This window comes from Streptomyces sp. NPDC085596, from assembly GCF_044541565.1.
In the GTDB taxonomy this organism is placed as follows: domain Bacteria; phylum Actinomycetota; class Actinomycetes; order Streptomycetales; family Streptomycetaceae; genus Streptomyces.
Genome location: NZ_JBITTC010000011.1, coordinates 50,113 through 65,917 on the forward strand (window position 1 = coordinate 50,113; position 15,805 = coordinate 65,917).

The following is a 15,805-nucleotide window of genomic DNA, read 5'->3' on the forward strand; positions in this document are numbered from 1 at the left end:
GAAGCCCGCGCGGCCCCTCACAGCCGCAGCAGCCACTGCCCGCCCCCGATCAGCGAGCACAGCGACACCGCGTGGAACAGGAACAGCCACAGCCCCGCCGGCACATGGGTGAGCCGGGACAGCTGGTCCGCGTCCGAGTCCCCGGCGCCGCCCCGCCTGCGCTTGGCCTGCAGCTCGAAGGGCGGACGCACCCCGCCCAGCAGCAGGAACCACACCACCGCGTACGCGAACGCCGCCTGCACCTGCGGTCCCGCCAGCCACGACACCAGCAGGAACGTCCCGCCGGTCAGGACCACGGTCAGCACCCCGTAGGCGTTGCGGATCATCACCAGCATCGCCAGCAGCAGGGCGGTCGCCACCCACAGCAGCAGGGTGATGCGCCCGGCGGCCAGCAGCGCGGCCCCGCCGAGCCCGAGCAGCGAGGGCGCGGTGTAGCCCGCGGCGGCCGTGAGGATCATGCCGAGCCCGTACGGCTTGCCCCGGCTGACGGTGAGGCCGCTGGTGTCGGAGTGCAGCCGTATCGCGGTCAGCTTCCGGCCGGTGACGAGGGCGATCAGCCCGTGGCCGCCCTCGTGCGCGATGGTGATCGCGTTCCGGGCCACCCGCCACACCGGGTGCGGGGCGACCACGGCGAGCGCGGCGGCCAGAGTGGCGAGGACCACCCACAGGTCGGGACCGGGCTGGGTGCCGCTGAGCCGGTCCCAGAGATCGGGCAGCGCGGTGGTCGTGTTGCTGTCCATGTCTGCGGGTGGCTCCCTGTCGTCGGACGGACTCTGGCACTGTGGCTCGTATGTGCGGACGGTATGCGGCCAGTCGTAGCCCAGAGGATCTCGCGGGAGTCTTCGGGATCGAGGTGGGGGTCCCCCCTGCCCCGGCGGAAGGGGGCGGCCGGGCCCCGGAACCCCAGGAGACCCTTGCTCCGGACTACAACGTGGCCCCCACCAAGGAGGTCCATGCCGTCCTGGACCGTCCGCTGAAAGACGCCGCCGACCGCCGTCCGGTTCGCCAGCTGCGCCGGCTGAAGTGGGGACTGGTGCCGTCCTGGGCCAAGACCCCCGAGGGCGCCGCCCGGATGATCAACGCCCGCGCGGAGACCGTGCACGAGAAGCCCGCCTACCGCCGCGCCTTCGCCGCCCGCCGCTGCATCCTGCCCGCCGACGGCTACTACGAGTGGGTCACCGGTGAGCAGGAGCGCGATCTGGAGGTGGAGGGCAGGAAGAAGCGGGCCCGCAAGCAGCCCTACTTCGTGCTCCCCGCCGACGGCTCGGTGTTCGCCATGGCCGGGCTGTACGAGTTCTGGCGCGATGCGACCCTGCCCGACGACCACCCCGGCGCCTGGTGGGCGACCTGCTCGGTGATCACCACCGAGGCCGAGCGGAGCCCGCTCGCCGTCGCCCCCGCCGAGGGCCCCGGCTCGCTCGCCGACATCCACCCCCGGATGCCCCTGATGCTCACCCCGGACCGCTGGGACGCCTGGCTGGACCCCGCTCGCACCGACCCCGAGGAGCTGCGGGAGCTGCTGGCCCCGCCGCCCGAGGGCCTGATGCGGGCCTACCCGGTGCCCACGGCCGTCAGCAACGTCCGCAACAACGGCCCGGAGCTGCTGAAGGAGCTGGAGGGGCCGGAGGAGGGCACACTCTTCTGACCTGACCCCCTCTTCTGATTCTGGCGTGAGGCCCGCATGACCGAGACCGTCGAGACCGAGGCCGGGACCGCGCGCGTCACCTGGCACCCCGCGGACCAGCCCCGCCTGGTCCTGGCCGTGAGCCACGGTGCCGGCGGCGGTATCGAGGCCCGCGACCTCCAGGCGCTCGCCGCCGCCCTGCCCGCGCACGGGGTGAGCGTCGCCCTGGTCGAGCAGCCCTGGCGGGTGGCCGGGCGCAAGGTCGCCCCCGCGCCGAAGACGCTGGACACCGGCTGGCGGGGCCTGTGGCCCGCGCTGACCCGGCCCGGCCTCCCCGTGATCTCCGGCGGCCGCAGCGCGGGCGCCCGCGTCGCCTGCCGCACCGCCACCGAGCTGGGCGCCCGCGCGGTGCTCGCGCTGAGCTTCCCGCTGCATCAGCCGGGCAAGCCGGAGAAGTCCCGCGCCGACGAGCTGCTCGGCGCCGGGGTGCCCACCCTCGTCGTCCAGGGCGGGAACGACCCCTTCGGCAGACCCGGCGAGTTCCCCGAGGGCGGTTTCGAACTCGTCGAGGTGCCCTTCGGTGACCACTCCTTCGCGGTGCCCAAGCGGGCCCCCGTGACCCAGGAGGCCGCGCTGGAGACCGTGACGGACGCCGTCGTCAGGTGGGCCGTGTCACTCGGGTGACCCTCGGGAATGCCGGACGGGGCACCGCTGTTGTGGCGGACAGAAGTGCTGGAGCGCTGGTGAAGCGTCGTCGCAGGAGAGGAAGTCAGCCGCATGGGTTCGACCGCATGTCCGAGTCGCAGCAGCCGTACTGACCTGGACTGGACGGTGCTGCACGCGGCCAAGACCGCTCCGATTCGAGCGGCGGCGGGTACGGGTCGTGTTCTATCCTCCGAAACGAGTGGGGTCGGTCTCGGCCTCGCGCGGGAACTTGAGGAGGTGGGTCCGGTCACTGGGACCGACGCAGGGGCCGGCAGCGGCCAGGCGGAGCTGCCCGAGGGCCAGGGCGTGAACGCGGGGACGGGCGCCGAGACCAGCACGGAGCGCAGCGCGCGCTTCGAGCGGGACGCGCTCGAATACCTCGACCAGATGTACTCGGCCGCGCTGCGCATGACGCGCAACCCGGCCGACGCGGAGGACCTGGTGCAGGAGACCTACGCCAAGGCGTACGCGTCGTTCCACCAGTTCCGCGAAGGCACCAACCTCAAGGCGTGGCTGTACCGGATTCTCACCAACACCTTCATCAACTCGTACCGCAAGAAGCAGCGTGAACCCCAGCGCAGCGCGGCCGAGGAGATCGAGGACTGGCAGCTCGCCCGCGCCGAGTCGCACATGTCCACGGGGCTGCGCTCCGCCGAGTCCCAGGCGCTGGACCACCTGCCGGACTCGGACGTGAAGTCCGCGCTCCAGGCGATCCCCGAGGAGTTCCGCATCGCCGTCTACCTCGCGGACGTGGAGGGCTTTGCGTACAAGGAGATCGCGGACATCATGGGGACCCCCATCGGTACGGTGATGTCCCGGCTGCACCGGGGCCGCCGTCAACTGCGCGGCATGCTGGAGGACTACGCGCGCGAGCGCGGACTGGTCCCGGCCGGCGCCGGAGAGTCGCACGAAGCGAAAGGCTCGGGCTCATGAGCTGCGGAGAGCCGCACGAGACGGACTGCAGTGAGGTCCTCGACCATCTGTACGAGTTCCTCGACAGCGAGATGCCGGACGTCGACCGCGACAAGTTCCAGCACCACTTCGAGGAATGCCACCCGTGCCTGGAGAAGTACGGCCTGGAGCAGGCCGTCAAGAAGCTGGTCAAGCGGTGCTGCGGACATGACGACGTCCCCGCCGACCTGCGCGCCAAGGTCATGGGCCGGATCGAGCTGATCCGCTCCGGCGGCACCGTGCCCGAGCATGACGTGACCGCGGCAGCACGCGAGAGCTGACCGCCGCTTCCATCACCCGAACGTGCTAATCCCACGGGACTAGCCCCCGCCCACCCCCTGCCCCGTCCTACGCTCCACCCGGACGGGGCACGGGCGGGGAGGGCGTCATGGAGGCGGTTCCGGCAAGGGCACGGGCCTGTGTGGCCGGCGCCGCCCTGCTCGCCGCGCTCTGCGCACTGCCCGCACCGGCCACCCCCACCCCCTGGGGGACGCTCGCCCTGCTCGCCGCGCTCTACGCGCTCTGCGACCAGGTCGTCCGCCGCCGCTTCGGCGGCACCTTCTACCCCGTACTGCTCGCCGGGGCCTTCCTGCTGCCCCCGGCCACCGCCGCGCTCGTCCCGCTGCTCGCCGCCCTGCTCTCCCCGGTCGAGCACCCACCCACGCTCCCGCGCCGCGTCTGGCGCGCCGCCCGGCCCGCGCTCGCCGTCTGGGCCGCCGCCCGGACGCACCACGCGCTCGACGGCGGTGCCGCCGTCGACGGCTCCGTCTTCCCCTACGCGCTGCTGCCCGCCGGGGCCGCGGTGCTCGCCTTCTGCCTGGTGCTCACCCTGCTCGACGGCGTCATGCACGCCGCCGCCGACCGGGTCCCGCTCCGCCGGGCCTGGCGCGGGCTGTTCACCCGCTCCCTCGCCCCCGTCGCCGTGCACGGCCTGGCCGGCCTGATGACCGCCGTGCTGTGGCGCAGCCCCTACGGGCCCGTGGCAGCCCTGCTCGTCCTGCTGCCGATGGGCGTCTCCTGCTGGGTGTTCGCCCAGTACCACCGCGAGCGCGCCGCCCACCAGGCCACCATCCGCGCCCTCGTCCAGGCCGTCGACATCAAGGACGGCTACACCCGGGGCCACAGCGAGCGCGTCGGCCAGGCGTCCGTGATGATCGCCCGCCAGCTCGGCATGGACGACGCACGCGTGGAAGTGCTCCGCTTCGCGGGCATCCTGCACGACGTCGGCAAGCTCGGCGTCCCCACCCGGCTGCTGCGCAAGGACGGCCCGCTCACCCCCGAGGAACGCCGGATCATCGAACTCCACCCCGAGTACGGCCACGAGATGACCCGCGGCATCTCCTTCCTCGGGGAGGCCCGCGCGGCGATCCTGCACCACCACGAACGCCTCGACGGCAGCGGCTACCCCTACGGGCTCGCGGGCACCCAGATCCCCGAGTGCGCCCGCGTGGTCGCCGTCGCCGACGCCTTCGACGCCATGACCTCCACCCGCTCCTACAGCCGGGCCCGCCCCGTCGAGGTCGCCGTCGCCGAGCTTGAGCGGTGCGCGGGCGCCCAGTTCGACCCCCGGATGGTCGGCGCGCTCACCGCCGCGCTGCGCCGCCACGGCTGGCGCCCCGAGGTCACCGCCGACGAACCCGCGCCCGGTGTCCCGCCCCGCCAGCGCACCCACGGCCGGACGACGGGAGCCCATCGGTGACCGCCCGGCCGAGCCTCCGGCGCCTCATCCACGGCGCCGCCGCCCTCGTCGCGGCCCTCGCGCTCGGCGCCACCCTGTGGACCGGCGTCGACGACCGGGGCACCGCGCTCGCCTTCGGCGTCCTCATAGCCGTCGGCGAACTCACCCGCTGGAAGGGCGGCGGCACCCGCCGCGCCGCACCCCTCGGCACCGCCGGCTCCCTCTCGTACGCCCTGCTCGGCGCCGACGCCGGACACCCCGCCCAGCACGGCGCCGCCCAGATCGTCACCGTGGTGCTCGTCGCCTCCCTGCTCGGCGGCGTCCCGCACATCTGGCGCGGCCGCACCCCCACCCTGGACCACCTCGCGCGCCGGGTCCTCACCGTCGGCTTCGCCGCCGTCTGCTTCCAACCCCTGTACAGCCGGGGCGTGTTCACCCACTGGGACGGCTCCGCCTACGCGCTGCTGCTCCTCGCCCTCCTCGCCCTGACCGCGCTGTGCGACGCGGTGCTGGCCGCCGCGCTCGCCCACTCCCGCACCCGCTGGCCCTTCGGTCCGCTGCTGCGCGAGGAACTGCGCGGGCTGCTCGGCATCGGCTCCGCCGTCTGCGCCACCGGCGCCGTGATGGCGCTCGCCGTGGCCGTCGCCGGCCTGTGGGCGCTGCCGGTGTTCTGCCTCCCGCTGCTGCTGACCCAGCTGTCGCTGCGCCGGTACGCGGCCGTGCGCGCCACCTACCGGCAGACCATCACCTCCCTGGCCCGCGCCACCGAGATCGCCGGGTACACCCCGGCCGGGCATGCCCGCCGGGTCGCCGCCCTCAGCCTCGCGGTGGGCCGGGACCTCGGGCTCACCGGGACCGAACTGACCGTGCTGGAGTACGCGGCCCTCATGCACGACATCGGCCAGCTCAGCCTGGTCGACCCGGTCCACGCGGGCGCCACCGCCGGGCTGCCCGGCGAGGAGCAGCGCCGCATCGCCCTGCTCGGCGGGGCCGTGGTCCGGCAGACCGGGGTGGCCGCGGCCGTCGCCGTGGTCGTGGAGCGGCAGGCCGACCCCTACCGGGACCAGCCGGTCGCCGCCCGCATCGTGCGCGCGGTCAACGCCTACGAGGAGAAGGCGCGCGACGCCGGGGCCGAGGGCCCGCTGCGCGCCCTGGAGGAACTGCGGCTCGCCACCGCCGGGGACTACGCCCCCGAGGTGGTGGAATCACTGGCGCGGGTCCTGTCCCGCGACTGTCTGACCCTGCCGGTTGCTGGGTAACCGATGGGTAATGAGCGCCTCTCCCACGCGACGTGGTTGGATGCGAGTGAGAGGCAGACCGGGGGCAAGAGCCAGCCCACTGAGCGGAACGGAACTGGCAGGCGGGAATCGTGAGGATCTTCGGCAAGGCACGGAACCGGCCCTCCGCCTCCTGGCGGCAGGCCACCGACCGGGCGTTCACGCTCATCGGCGACGGCCGGTACGAGGACGCGGGCGAACTGCTGACCCGCGCCGCCGATCTGGAGCCCTGGCTCGCCGAGTCCTGGTTCAACCTGGCCCTGCTGCACAAGTTCCGGCACGACTGGGAACAGGCCCGCGCCGCCGGACTGCGCGCGGTGGCCCTGCTGGACCGGGAGACCGGCGCGCCCGACTGGTGGAACGTCGGCATCGCCGCCACCGCTCTCCAGGACTGGCCGCTGGCCCGCCGCGCCTGGCAGGCGTACGGGCTGAAGGTGCCCGGCGGCGCCACCGCGCTCGGTGAGCCGCTCGGCATGGAGCTGGGCAGCGCGGCCGTACGGCTCTCCCCCGAGGGCGAGGCCGAGGTGGTCTGGGGACGCAGGCTGGACCCGGCGCGGATCGAGGTGCTGTCCATCCCGCTGCCCTCCTCCGGGCGGCGCTGGGGCGAGGTCGTGCTGCACGACGGCGTCCCGCACGGCGAGCGCACCACCGCCACCGGGCACTCCTACCCGGTCTTCGACGAGATCGAGCTGTGGGCGCCCTCGCCCGTGCCGACCTGGGTCGTGCTGCTGGAGGCGGCCACCGAGGCGGACCGGGACGCGCTGGAGCAGCTGGCCGCGGACGCTGGTTTCGCGGCCGAGGACTGGTCCTCTTCGGTGCGGTTGCTGTGCCGGATGTGTTCGGAGTCGCGGATGCCGTCCGACGAGGGGGAGGGTGTGCATCTCGATCCCCACGATCACAGTGAGCCCGGTCATCCCGGTCCGCTGGGGCACCGGACCGATGGGCAGCTCTGGGTGCCTGAGCGGGAGTGCGGGATCGCCGCGCCGGCTTCGCTGGTCCGGGGGCTGCTGGACGGGTGGGTCGCCGACAGCCCTGACTCCCGGGCCTGGCGGGATCTCGAAGAGGTGTGCTGATCGGCGCTGCCCGGTGCTGGTCCGTTGTGGCTGGTCGCGCCCACGCGGCCAAGCCGCACAAAGGACACAGACCCGCGCCCCTTCGAGGCGCGTCCACGTACCCTGTATCCGCTAGTCCCCCATGTTTGTTTTGAGGAAGGCGTCACTCGGTCATGGCTCAGCAGGACACCGATCAGCAGCACGCGGGCGTGCTCCCCGTCGACGACGAGGGTTATGTCGTCGACACGGAGGGCTGCGAGGAGCGCGAGGCCGCCTGGCGCGAGCGCGGGACCTCGCGGCCGATCACGGTCGTCGGCAACCCGGTGCTGCACAAGGAGTGCGCGGACGTCACCGAGTTCGGCCCCGAGCTGGAGCAGCTGGTCGCGGACATGTTCGCCAGCCAGCGCACCGCCGAGGGCGTGGGTCTGGCCGCCAACCAGATCGGTGTGGGCCAGAAGGTCTTCGTCTACGACTGCCCGGACGACGACGGTGTGCGCCACACCGGTGTGATCTGCAACCCCAAGCTGGCCGAACTGCCCGCCGCCGCCCGCCGCCTGGACGACAGCAACGAGGGCTGCCTGTCCGTGCCCACGGCGTACGCGCCGCTCGCGCGCCCCGATTACGCCGAGGTGACCGGGCAGGACGAGAAGGGCAACCCCGTCAAGGTGCGCGGCACCGGCTACTTCGCCCGCTGCCTCCAGCACGAGACCGACCATCTGTACGGCTACCTGTACATCGACCGCCTCTCCAAGCGTGACCGCAAGGACGCGCTCCGGCAGATGGCCGAGAACGAACCACGCTACGACGTGGTCGCCAACGACTGACGGGAGCGCGCGGAACCAGCGCCACCGCACCGAACAGCCACGACGCCCGGCCGGGACCATCCCGGCCGGGCGTCGTGCGTCTGCTCGTTCATCTGTTCGCCGAAAGAATCCCGGCGACTTGGGGTAGTGAATGGAGCAAATCCGTTCCCCTAACGGTCAGTTGTAGTGCTGAATGGGGGTGCGGGGATACGCAACGGCGCACGCCCGGCACGGCAGGGAGGGGCGTGTGCTCCTGGCGGTCGAGAGGGGACAGTTCGTGCATGCTTTCTCACGCGGCACCACATCGGCGACAGCGGTCGCGGTACCACCGTCCCTCGCACTCCCGGTGATCGAGGACGCCTTTCCCCGGCAGCTGCACCCGTATTGGCCGAAGCTTCAGGAGAACACCCGGCAGTGGCTGCTGGAAAAACGGCTCATGTCCCCGGACAAGGTCCGTGAGTACGCCGACGACCTGTGCTACACGGACCTGATGGCCGGCTACTACCTGGGCGCCCCCGACGACGTCCTCCAGGCCATAGCCGACTACAGCGCGTGGTTCTTCGTCTGGGACGACCGGCACGACCGTGACATCGTCCACGGCCGGCCGGAGGACTGGCGGCGGCTGCGGCAGCGTCTCCATACGGCGCTCGACGCACCCGAGGACCATCTGCACCACCAGGACGCGCTGGTGGCCGCCTTCGCGGACAGCGTGCTGCGGCTCTACGCGTTCCTGCCGCCCACCTGGAACCAGCGGTTCGCCCGGCACTTCCACGAGGTGATCGAGGCGTACGACCGCGAGTTCCGCAACCGCGTCGAGGGCCGCGTACCCGGCGTCGAGGAGTACCTCGCGCTCAGGCGGCTCACCTTCGCGCACTGGATATGGACCGACCTCCTGGAACCGAGCGCCGGATGCCAACTCCCGGACCCGGTACGGAAGAACCCGGCCTTCCGGCGCGCGGCCCTGCTGAGCCAGGAATTCGCCGCCTGGTACAACGACCTGTGCTCGCTGCCGAAGGAGATAGCGGGCGACGAGGTGCACAATCTCGGAATAAGCCTCATCACCCATTCCGGGCTCACCCTCGAAGAAGCCGTCGCAGAACTGAGGCGGCGTATCGAGAAATGCATCGCTGAATTCATCGAAGCCGAGCGCGAGGCAATGGGGTTCGCCGACGAACTCGACGACGGCACCGTGCGCGGAAAGGAACTGAGCGCCGCCGTGCGGACCTGTGTCGGCAATATGCGGAACTGGTTCAGCACCGTCTACTGGTTCCACCACGAGTCCGGCCGCTACATGGTCGACAGCTGGGAGGACCGGTCCACACCCCCGTACGTCAACAACGAAGCGGCAGGTGAGAAATGACCGTCGACTCTGTCAATCCCGAGACGCGGGAAGTGGCCGAGCTGAAGGAGCCGCCCCTCGCGGGAGGCGCCGTCCCGGTGCTCGGACACGGCCTGAAACTGGCCAGTGACCCGCTCGCGTTCATGTCCCAACTGCGCGACCACGGCGAGGTGGTGCGCCTCAAGCTCGGTCCCAAGACGGTGTACGCCGTCACCGCGCCGGCGCTCACCGGCGCACTCGCGCTGAGCCCCGATTACAAGATCGACGGACCGGTGTGGGAGTCCCTGGAGGGGCTGCTCGGCAAGCAGGGCGTGGCCACCGCCAACGGCCCGCTGCACCGGCGGCAGCGGCGCACCATCCAGCCCGCGTTCCGGCTCGCCGCGATCCCCGCCTACGGGCCGATCATGGAGGAGGAGGCACACGCCCTCACCGAGCGCTGGCGGCCCGGCGTGCCCGTCGACGCCACCTCCGAGTCCTTCCGGGTCGCCGTGCGCATCGCGGCCCGCTGCCTGCTGCGCGGCCAGTACATGGACGAGCGCGCCGAACGGCTCAGCACCGACCTCGCCACCGTCTTCCGGGGCATGTACCGGCGCATGGTGCTGCCGCTCGGTCCGCTGTACCGGCTGCCGTTCCCGTCCAACCGCGAATTCAACCGGGCACTGGCCGATCTGCATCTGCTGGTGGACGAGATCGTCACCGAGCGGAGGGCGTCCGGTCAAAAGCCGGACGATTTGCTGACGGCTTTGCTGGAGGCGAAGGACGACAATGGCGATCCCATCAGCGAACAGGAGATCCACGACCAGGTCGTCGCCATACTCACCCCCGGAAGCGAGACAATCGCTTCCACGATCATGTGGCTCCTGGAGATCCTCGCGGACCATCCGGAGCACGCTGAGAAGGTGCGTGCGGAAGTTGAATCGGTAACCGGCGGTGCGCCGGTCGGATTCGAGCACGTACGCAAGCTCGGTCACACCAACAATGTCGTCGTCGAGGCCCTCCGACTGCGGCCCGCCGTATGGATATTGACGCGTCGCGCGCTCACCGACACCGCACTCGGTGCCTATCGCATTCCGGCCGGGGCGGACATCATCTACAGCCCCTACGCGATTGGCCGTGACAGCCGCTCCTACGCCCGCCACCTCGACTTCGACCCCGACCGGTGGCTGCCGGAACGGGCCGAGGAGGTGCCGAAGTACGCCATGAGCCCCTTCAGCGTCGGCAACCGCAAGTGCCCGAGCGACCACTTCTCCATGGCCCAGCTGAGCCTGATCGTCGCCGCGATCTCGGCGAAGTACCGGTTCCGTCAGGTCGAGGACTCGGACGCCACCACCCGCGTGGGCATCACCCTGCGCCCGCACCGGCTGCTGGTCGAGCCCGTGGAGTGGTGAGGAGTCACGCCGCCCGGCCGGCGCGCGTTCAGGCGGCCTCCGGGCCCCGGAACGCGCGCCGGTAGGCGTTCGGGGTGGTGCCGAGTGCCCGCACGAACTGGTGGCGCAGGGCGGCCGCGTTGCCGAACCCGGCCCGCCAGGCGATCGAGTCCACCGTCTCGTCGGTCCCCTCCAGCAACCGCTGGGCCAGCAGCACCCGTTGGCGCAGAATCCAGCGGTACGGGGTGGTGCCGGTCTCCTGCTGGAAGCGGCGGGCGAAAGTGCGCGGGGACATGTGGGCGCGGGCGGCGAGCTGCTCGACGGTGACCTCGTCGTCGAGGTGCTCCTCCATCCACACCAGCACCTCGCCCACGGTGTCGCAGGGGCCCTTGGGCAGCGGGCGCTCGATGTACTGGGCCTGGCCGCCGTCCCGGTGCGGGGGCACCACCATCCGGCGGGCGATCTTGTTGGCGACCTCCGGGCCCTGCTCCTTGCGGACCAGGTGCAGACAGGCGTCGATGCCGGCGGCGGTACCGGCGGAGGTGATCACCGGGTCCTCGTCCACGTAGAGGACGTCCGGTTCGACGGTGACGCGGGGGTGGCGCCGGCCCAGCTCGTCGGCGTGGTACCAGTGGGCCGCGCACCGGCGCCCGTCCAGCAGTCCGGCCTCGGCCAGCACGAACACCCCCGAGCACACGCTGAGCACCCGCGTACCGCGGGCCACGGCCCGGCGCAGGGCGTCCAGCAGTTCGGGGGGATAGCTGCGGGAGGTGTAGGTCTCGCCGGCCGGGACGGCGATCAGATCGGCCTCCTCCAGCCGCTCCAGACCGTGCGGGGTGGAGACGGTGAAGCCGCAGGGGGTGCCCAGAGTGGGGCCCTCCGCCGAGGCCACCGCGAAGTCGTAGACCGGCAGTCCGTCATCGCTGCGGTCGATGCCGAACACCTCGCACACCACCCCCAGCTCGAAGGGGTGCACCCCGTCCAGCAGGACCGCGACCACGTTCTTCAGCATGCTGCCAGTGTGCCTCGGCGCTGGCAGGAATTCGAGGGCCCACGGCAGTCCTGCCAGTGTTGGACAGGAGCGTTCAGCGCGAGGCTGATGACATGAACGGAAACCAGATCGAAGGTCTCATCGGAATGGTCGCCACCCTCGGCATCCTGGTCCTCCTGGTCCTGCCCTCGGTGTACGGCATCGTGCGCGACCGGCGCATCGACCGACAGCTCGGGCAGGCCCAGAAGGACCACGGAGAGGAGGCTCAGAAGTCTTCGTCGAGGTCCACGGTGCCCTCCACCGCGACCTGGTACGCCGACGGACGGCGCTCGAAGAAGTTCGTCAGCTCCTGAACACCCTGCAGCTCCATGAAGGAGAACGGGTTCTCCGAGCCGTACACCGGGGCGAAGCCGAGGCGCGTGAGGCGCTGGTCGGCGACGCACTCCAGGTACTGCCGCATCGACTCGGTGTTCATGCCGGGCAGGCCGTCACCGCACAGGTCGCGCGCGAACTGCAGCTCGGACTCGACGGCCTCCCGGAGCATGTCCTTGACCTGCTGCTCCAGCTGGTCGTCGAACAGCTCCGGCTCCTCCTTGCGGACGGTGTCGACCACGTCGAAGGCGAACGACATGTGCATCGTCTCGTCGCGGAACACCCAGTTGGTGCCGGTGGCCAGGCCGTGCAGCAGACCCCGGCTCCGGAACCAGTAGACGTACGCGAAGGCGCCGTAGAAGAACAGGCCCTCGATGCACGCGGCGAAGCAGATCAGGTTCAGCAGGAACTTGCGGCGGTCGGCCTGGGTCTCCAGCTGGTCCAGCCGGTCGACCGAGTCCATCCACTTGAAGCAGAACTCGGCCTTCTCCCGGATGGAGGGGATGTTCTCCACCGCCGCGAACGCGGCCGTGCGGTCCTCCGGGTCGGGCAGGTAGGTGTCGAGCAGCGTCAGATAGAACTGGACGTGCACGGCCTCCTCGAAGAGCTGACGGCTCAGGTAGAGCCGCGCCTCGGGGGAGTTGATGTGCTTGTACAGCGTCAGCACCAGGTTGTTCGCCACGATCGAGTCACCCGTGGCGAAGAACGCCACCAGGCGGCCGATCAGGTGCTGCTCCTCCGGCGACAGCTTCGCGAGGTCGGCGACGTCCGAGTGGAGGTCGACCTCCTCGACGGTCCAGGTGTTCTTGATGGCGTCCCGGTAGCGCTCGTAGAAGTCCGGGTAGCGCATCGGACGGAGGGTCAGCTCGAAGCCGGGGTCCAGAAGGTTCTTGTCGGTCATTACTGGCAGGCCTCGCAGGACTCGGGGTTTTCCAGGGAGCAGGCGACGGCGTCGGGGTCGGCCGCCTGCTGGACGGGGATGGTCTTGGCCTCCGGGGCGCGGCCCTGGGCGGCACGGGCGATCCGGGTCGCCGGGCGCGAACGCAGGTAGTACGTGGTCTTCAGACCCGACTTCCAGGCGTAGGAGTACATCGAGGAGAGCTTGCCGATGGTCGGCGTCTCCAGGAACAGGTTCAGCGACTGCGCCTGGTCGAGGAACGGGGTACGGGCGGCGGCCATGTCGATCAGACCGCGCTGCGGGATCTCCCACGCCGTGCGGTACAGCCGGCGCACGTCCTCGGGAATCCACGCGAAGCTCTGCACCGAGCCGTTGGCCTCGCGCAGCTCCTCACGGGTGCGCGCGTCCCACACGCCGAGGTCCTTCAGCTCCTGCACCAGGTACGCGTTGACCTGGAGGAACTCACCCGACAGCGTCTCGCGCTTGAACAGGTTGGACACCTGCGGCTCGATGCACTCGTACACGCCCGCGATGGAGGCGATGGTGGCCGTCGGCGCGATGGCCAGCAGCAGCGAGTTGCGCATGCCGACCTCGGCGATGCGGGCGCGCAGCGCGGCCCAGCGCTCGGGCCAGTTCAGCTCGACGCCGTAGTGGTCGGGGTGCAGCACGCCCCGCGCGGTACGGGTCTGCTCCCAGGCGGGGAGCGGGCCATTGCGCTTGGCGAGGTCGGCGGACGCCTCGTAGGAGGCCAGCATGATCCGCTCGGCGATCTTCGTCGACAGCGCCTTCGCCTCGGGGGAGTCGAAGGGGACGCGCAGCTTGAAGAAGACGTCCTGGAGACCCATCGCGCCGAGGCCCACCGGGCGCCACTTGGCGTTGGAACGGCCCGCCTGCTCGGTCGGGTAGAAGTTGATGTCCACGACCCGGTCGAGGAAGGTCACGGCCGTACGGACGGTCTCGTCCAGCCGCGCCCAGTCGATGTCACCGTCCACCACGAAGGCGCCCAGGTTCACCGAGCCGAGGTTGCAGACCGCGGTCTCCCCGTCGTCGGTGACCTCGAGGATCTCCGTGCACAGGTTGGAGGAGTGGACCACGTTGCCCGGCAGCGCCGTCTGGTTGGCGGTGCGGTTGGCGGCGTCCTTGAAGGTCATCCAGCCGTTGCCGGTCTGCGCGAGGGTGCGCATCATGCGGCCGTACAGCTCGCGGGCCGGCATGGACTTCTTCGCCAGGCCCGACGCCTCGGCCTTGCGGTAGGCGGCGTCGAACTCCTCGCCCCACAGGTCGACCAGCTCGGGCACGTCCGCCGGGGAGAACAGCGACCACTGCTCATCCGCGTTGACCCGGCGCATGAACTCGTCCGGAATCCAGTGCGCGAGGTTCAGATTGTGCGTACGGCGCGCGTCCTCACCGGTGTTGTCGCGCAGCTCCAGGAACTCCTCGATGTCGGAGTGCCAGGTCTCCAGGTACACCGCGGCCGCGCCCTTGCGCCGTCCGCCCTGGTTGACTGCGGCCACCGAGGCGTCCAGCGTCTTCAGGAACGGCACGATGCCGTTGGAGTGCCCGTTGGTGCCCCGGATCAGCGAACCCCGGCTGCGGATGCGGGAGTAGGACAGGCCGATACCGCCGGCGTGCTTGGAGAGGCGGGCGACCTGGTGGTAGCGGTCGTAGATCGAGTCCAGCTCGTCCAGCGGGGAGTCCAGCAGGTAGCAGGACGACATCTGGGGGTGCCGCGTACCGGAGTTGAACAGGGTGGGGGAGGACGGCAGGTAGTCCAGGCGGCTCATCAGGCCGTAGAGCGCGGCGACCTCGTCCACGGCGGGGGCGCTGTCGTTCTCCGCGAGACCGCTCGCCACGCGCAGCATGAAGTGCTGGGGCGTCTCGATCACCTTGCGGGTGATGGGGTGGCGCAGCAGGTAGCGGCTGTGCAGGGTGCGCAGGCCGAAGTAGCCGAAGCGGTCGTCGGCGCCGGTGTCGATCAGGGCGTCAAGACGGGCGGCGTGCAGCGTCACGAAGTCGGCGGTGCGGTCGGCGACCAGGCCCTCGCGGTGGCCCACGGTCACCGACTCGGTGAAGCACGTCACGCCCTGCGAGGCGGCCTCGGCGCGGATGGAGAGAGTGAGCAGCCGGGCGGCCAGCCGGGAGTACGCGGGGTCCTCCGAGATCAGACCGGCGGCGGACTCGGTGGCCAGCTCGCGCAGCTCCGCCTCGTCGGCGCGCGCCGACCGGCCGCGCAGCGCGGCGGCCGCGACCCGTCCGGGGTCCGCGTCGGGGAGGTCGGCGGTCAGCTCGGTCAGGGTCCGCAGCAGCGCGGCGCCGGGGCCGTCGTTCTCCACAGGGGCCTCGGTCGCCGGGGTGGCTGAAGCCGGATCGGCAGGCGCGATGGTCACGTGGGGCTCTCCCTCGCTGGGCACGGGGGCCTGGCGGAGGGCTTGGGGGAGGCACGAGCGCGCACGGCGTCGCGTCCACCGGCCCACTCCACGAGGCCCGGACGTCTTCGAGCACCCGGGCCGGACGGCCGGGCGCGCCGCTGTCGACAGGTCCTCGGACTGACTCTGGCGTGCACGAAGCACGCAAGTACACCGTTGCGGGACAGTTCCGGATTCGCACCGGATTCCCCTGCGACGACAGCGAGCACGAGCATACATCTAGTGCCGGGCTGTCGTGTCACCCCCAGATGTTGTGTCTGTTGTGTGTCGCGGTGGCTTCAGAGGGTCAACTCGTAAGCGAGCAGAGTGATGTCGGGCAGGG

At 71.2% G+C, this 15,805-nt stretch carries 15 protein-coding genes and 1 riboswitch; of the genes, 11 read left to right on the forward strand and 4 right to left on the reverse strand.

Translation table 11 applies throughout. From position 1 onward, the window contains the following. Positions 1–17: 17 nt before the first annotated feature. A complete protein-coding gene (locus tag ACIGA3_RS27140; RefSeq protein ID WP_399720619.1) occupies positions 18–740 on the reverse strand; it encodes a M50 family metallopeptidase in 723 nt (240 codons plus the stop codon). Positions 741–790: 50 nt separating this feature from the next. On the opposite strand from ACIGA3_RS27140, the gene ACIGA3_RS27145 reads away from it, so the two are divergent. From ACIGA3_RS27145 to ACIGA3_RS27190, 10 genes are all read left to right on the forward strand, one after another. Beyond that, positions 791–1,645, forward strand: coding sequence for an SOS response-associated peptidase (locus ACIGA3_RS27145; protein ID WP_399720621.1), 855 nt, complete (start codon positions 791–793; stop codon positions 1,643–1,645). Between the two features lie 36 nt (positions 1,646–1,681). Then, positions 1,682–2,308, forward strand: a complete 627-nt coding sequence (locus tag ACIGA3_RS27150; protein WP_399720624.1) for an alpha/beta family hydrolase — start codon at positions 1,682–1,684, stop codon at positions 2,306–2,308. A gap of 258 nt (positions 2,309–2,566) precedes the next feature. Continuing rightward, positions 2,567–3,262 carry a sigma-70 family RNA polymerase sigma factor gene (locus ACIGA3_RS27155; RefSeq protein WP_399720627.1) on the forward strand — a complete coding sequence of 232 codons (696 nt, stop codon included), beginning with the start codon at positions 2,567–2,569 and terminating at the stop codon, positions 3,260–3,262. Beyond that, on the forward strand, positions 3,259–3,561 hold the full coding sequence (rsrA, locus tag ACIGA3_RS27160) for a mycothiol system anti-sigma-R factor (RefSeq protein WP_030807430.1): 303 nt from the start codon (positions 3,259–3,261) through the stop codon (positions 3,559–3,561). The genes ACIGA3_RS27155 and rsrA overlap by 4 nt, the downstream gene beginning before the upstream one ends. 107 nt (positions 3,562–3,668) lie before the next feature. Next, entirely contained in the window at positions 3,669–4,979 is a 1,311-nt protein-coding gene (locus tag ACIGA3_RS27165; protein WP_399720630.1) for an HD-GYP domain-containing protein, read from the forward strand. After that, the gene (locus tag ACIGA3_RS27170) at positions 4,976–6,217 is read left to right on the forward strand and encodes an HD-GYP domain-containing protein (protein ID WP_399720633.1); all 1,242 of its coding nucleotides are present in this window, start codon (positions 4,976–4,978) and stop codon (positions 6,215–6,217) included. The genes ACIGA3_RS27165 and ACIGA3_RS27170 overlap by 4 nt, the downstream gene beginning before the upstream one ends. A 110-nt stretch (positions 6,218–6,327) precedes the next feature. Further along, positions 6,328–7,308, forward strand: coding sequence for a tetratricopeptide repeat protein (locus ACIGA3_RS27175; RefSeq protein ID WP_399720636.1), 981 nt, complete (start codon positions 6,328–6,330; stop codon positions 7,306–7,308). Between the two features lie 152 nt (positions 7,309–7,460). Next, positions 7,461–8,111: a peptide deformylase gene (gene def, locus ACIGA3_RS27180; protein WP_399720639.1), complete on the forward strand. Its 651-nt coding sequence runs from the start codon at positions 7,461–7,463 to the stop codon at positions 8,109–8,111. A 256-nt stretch (positions 8,112–8,367) separates the two neighbouring features. After that, positions 8,368–9,450, forward strand: a complete 1,083-nt coding sequence (cyc1, locus tag ACIGA3_RS27185; protein WP_399720642.1) for an epi-isozizaene synthase — start codon at positions 8,368–8,370, stop codon at positions 9,448–9,450. Further along, on the forward strand, positions 9,447–10,817 hold the full coding sequence (locus tag ACIGA3_RS27190) for a cytochrome P450 (RefSeq protein ID WP_399720645.1): 1,371 nt from the start codon (positions 9,447–9,449) through the stop codon (positions 10,815–10,817). The genes cyc1 and ACIGA3_RS27190 overlap by 4 nt, the downstream gene beginning before the upstream one ends. Positions 10,818–10,845: 28 nt before the next feature. Here the strand turns inward: ACIGA3_RS27190 and ACIGA3_RS27195 are convergent, their stop codons facing one another. Continuing rightward, complete coding sequence (locus tag ACIGA3_RS27195) at positions 10,846–11,808, reverse strand: GlxA family transcriptional regulator (protein ID WP_399720648.1); 963 nt, start codon at positions 11,806–11,808, stop codon at positions 10,846–10,848. Between the two features lie 92 nt (positions 11,809–11,900). Between ACIGA3_RS27195 and ACIGA3_RS27200 the strand changes: the two genes are divergently transcribed. Then, positions 11,901–12,140, forward strand: a complete 240-nt coding sequence (locus tag ACIGA3_RS27200; RefSeq protein WP_399720651.1) for a hypothetical protein — start codon at positions 11,901–11,903, stop codon at positions 12,138–12,140. Here the strand turns inward: ACIGA3_RS27200 and ACIGA3_RS27205 are convergent. Continuing rightward, positions 12,053–13,060, reverse strand: coding sequence for a ribonucleotide-diphosphate reductase subunit beta (locus tag ACIGA3_RS27205; RefSeq protein WP_399720654.1), 1,008 nt, complete (start codon positions 13,058–13,060; stop codon positions 12,053–12,055). The genes ACIGA3_RS27200 and ACIGA3_RS27205 overlap by 88 nt on opposite strands. Then, positions 13,060–15,444, reverse strand: coding sequence for a ribonucleoside-diphosphate reductase subunit alpha (locus tag ACIGA3_RS27210; RefSeq protein ID WP_399720657.1), 2,385 nt, complete (start codon positions 15,442–15,444; stop codon positions 13,060–13,062). Before ACIGA3_RS27210 ends, ACIGA3_RS27205 begins: the two co-directional genes overlap by 1 nt. A 127-nt stretch (positions 15,445–15,571) precedes the next feature. Continuing rightward, a riboswitch (cobalamin riboswitch) is annotated at positions 15,572–15,721 on the reverse strand. Positions 15,722–15,805 lie beyond the last annotated feature (84 nt).

Excerpts from the sequence above, each read along its gene's own strand:
- ACIGA3_RS27150 (WP_399720624.1), top strand. The coding sequence starts at position 1,682 with ATGACCGAGACCGTCGAGACCGAGGCCGGGACCGCGCGCGTCACCTGG.
- rsrA (WP_030807430.1), top strand. The coding sequence starts at position 3,259 with ATGAGCTGCGGAGAGCCGCACGAGACGGACTGCAGTGAGGTCCTCGAC.
- def (WP_399720639.1), top strand. The coding sequence starts at position 7,461 with ATGGCTCAGCAGGACACCGATCAGCAGCACGCGGGCGTGCTCCCCGTC.
- ACIGA3_RS27195 (WP_399720648.1), bottom strand. The coding sequence starts at position 11,808 with ATGCTGAAGAACGTGGTCGCGGTCCTGCTGGACGGGGTGCACCCCTTC.
- ACIGA3_RS27145 (WP_399720621.1), top strand. The coding sequence starts at position 791 with ATGTGCGGACGGTATGCGGCCAGTCGTAGCCCAGAGGATCTCGCGGGA.
- ACIGA3_RS27205 (WP_399720654.1), bottom strand. The coding sequence starts at position 13,060 with ATGACCGACAAGAACCTTCTGGACCCCGGCTTCGAGCTGACCCTCCGT.
- ACIGA3_RS27165 (WP_399720630.1), top strand. The coding sequence starts at position 3,669 with ATGGAGGCGGTTCCGGCAAGGGCACGGGCCTGTGTGGCCGGCGCCGCC.
- ACIGA3_RS27200 (WP_399720651.1), top strand. The coding sequence starts at position 11,901 with ATGAACGGAAACCAGATCGAAGGTCTCATCGGAATGGTCGCCACCCTC.
- ACIGA3_RS27140 (WP_399720619.1), bottom strand. The coding sequence starts at position 740 with ATGGACAGCAACACGACCACCGCGCTGCCCGATCTCTGGGACCGGCTC.
- ACIGA3_RS27190 (WP_399720645.1), top strand. The coding sequence starts at position 9,447 with ATGACCGTCGACTCTGTCAATCCCGAGACGCGGGAAGTGGCCGAGCTG.